This is a genomic window from Paenibacillus sp. BAC0078 (assembly GCF_054483875.1).
In genome coordinates this window covers 1-1,482 of record NZ_JBTLRW010000054.1, presented here as the reverse complement: position 1 = coordinate 1,482, position 1,482 = coordinate 1, and the positions used below count along the sequence as shown (strand labels likewise).

Annotated in this window: 1 protein-coding gene; it reads left to right on the top strand. The window is 50.5% G+C overall.

Features of this window, described 5'->3' with window-relative positions:
• Positions 1-122: 122 nt before the first annotated feature.
• Positions 123-1,322, top strand: coding sequence for an IS4 family transposase (locus tag ACX1DY_RS31355; protein WP_458968036.1), 1,200 nt, complete (start codon positions 123-125; stop codon positions 1,320-1,322).
• The last annotated feature ends 160 nt before the right edge of the window (positions 1,323-1,482 follow it).

Sequence of the window (1,482 nt, the reverse complement as noted above, 5' to 3'; positions counted from 1 at the left end):
CACTAGCGTTGCATAAAAGTTGACACGAACTAAATCTCAAAAAGGAAGTGGTGATCAATAAAAAAATCCCCTATTGTAAGAAGGTAGGCACGTTGTCCATACCCCTTACAAAGGAGACTCCCATGGATAACGTTAATGTAAATTCTGTCCTTCGTCAATTCTTATCTTTACTTCCGGTTAACGCTCTGGAACGGACCTTGTTTGATCACTACACCAAAAAGCTAACCGTGATGAAAACTGTTTTCATCTTCGTCGTCGCTCAGATGTACCGTTGGTCTTCCTATAGCGAAATGGAAGCCCATATTCGTGCACAACCCGAGCTCCAGCGATGGCTTCATCTGGATAGCATCAGCGGTTCACAGTTGTCCCGTTCCCTTGATCGCCTACCCACGGAGCTCCTCGAGTGGATTTTTCAGCAACTCGCGACGCGCGCCAAACGACGAACGGCATCCGGTGGAGGTGTCTCCAAAACTATTGGAAGACTGAGCATTGTGGATGCCTCCAGCGTTCCGTTGTCGTTTGGACTTGGGGATTGGGCACGGGTCTCCCGCAAAGCCAGCAGCGTCAAGATGCATCTGCGGCTCGTTGCTGCATCGCCGGATACCATCTTTCCCGACGCCATGGTGCCCACCTCCGGCAATGTTGGGGACCGGGCCTGCGCCCTTCATTTGGTCACCAAGGCCGATACCACCTATGTGATGGACCGGGGCTATGATGACTACAAAAAAATGGAGGCATGGAGCACGGATGGGATTCGGTTTGTGATGCGTCTGCGAGACCGGGCGTACACCACCGTCCTCAAGGAATCTTCTGTGGTGGCCGAGGGCCGGATCACCCGGGATGCCAGCGTTCAAATGGGCAGTGCCGATCGCGCCGACAAGCAAACGCTTAGGCTTATTGAATTCACGGATGAGCAAGGACGACGTTACCGGCTCGTCACCTCGATCTGGGAGTTGTCCGCCGAAGACATTGCACAGATTTATAAATGTCGCTGGCTGATCGAGTTGTTCTTCAAATGGATCAAGCAGCATTTGTCGATGGTGCATGTGCATAGCTATAAACCGCAGGCGATTTGGAACCAGTTGTTCTTGGTCTTGATCACCGCGCTTCTGGTTCAAGAGGTGAAAGCCTCCTTTGCCACCAGACACACGCCTTGGCAACTGCTCAAAGTGATGCGGGTCTATCTGTATCTGCCATGGTCTTCCTTTGAACAAGAGGTATTACGTCCGCGCAGAGCCTCCAGAGGAAAGCCCTCGGGAGCCCAGCAGAAGCCCAAGATCTTACGAACAACGGTGGGTGAACTCCGGCCAAGCAAAAAGTAATTCACACATAAGATATGGATTAAATTGACAACCAGTGCTCTACATTTCTATCCCCGTTGATCTTTAGCTTTGGAGACGAAAAAGGAACTGTAAAAATATAACTCATAACCCACTGTCATACTTTTTAGGTCCTTATGTCAGGGTTATTGCAACGCTAGTG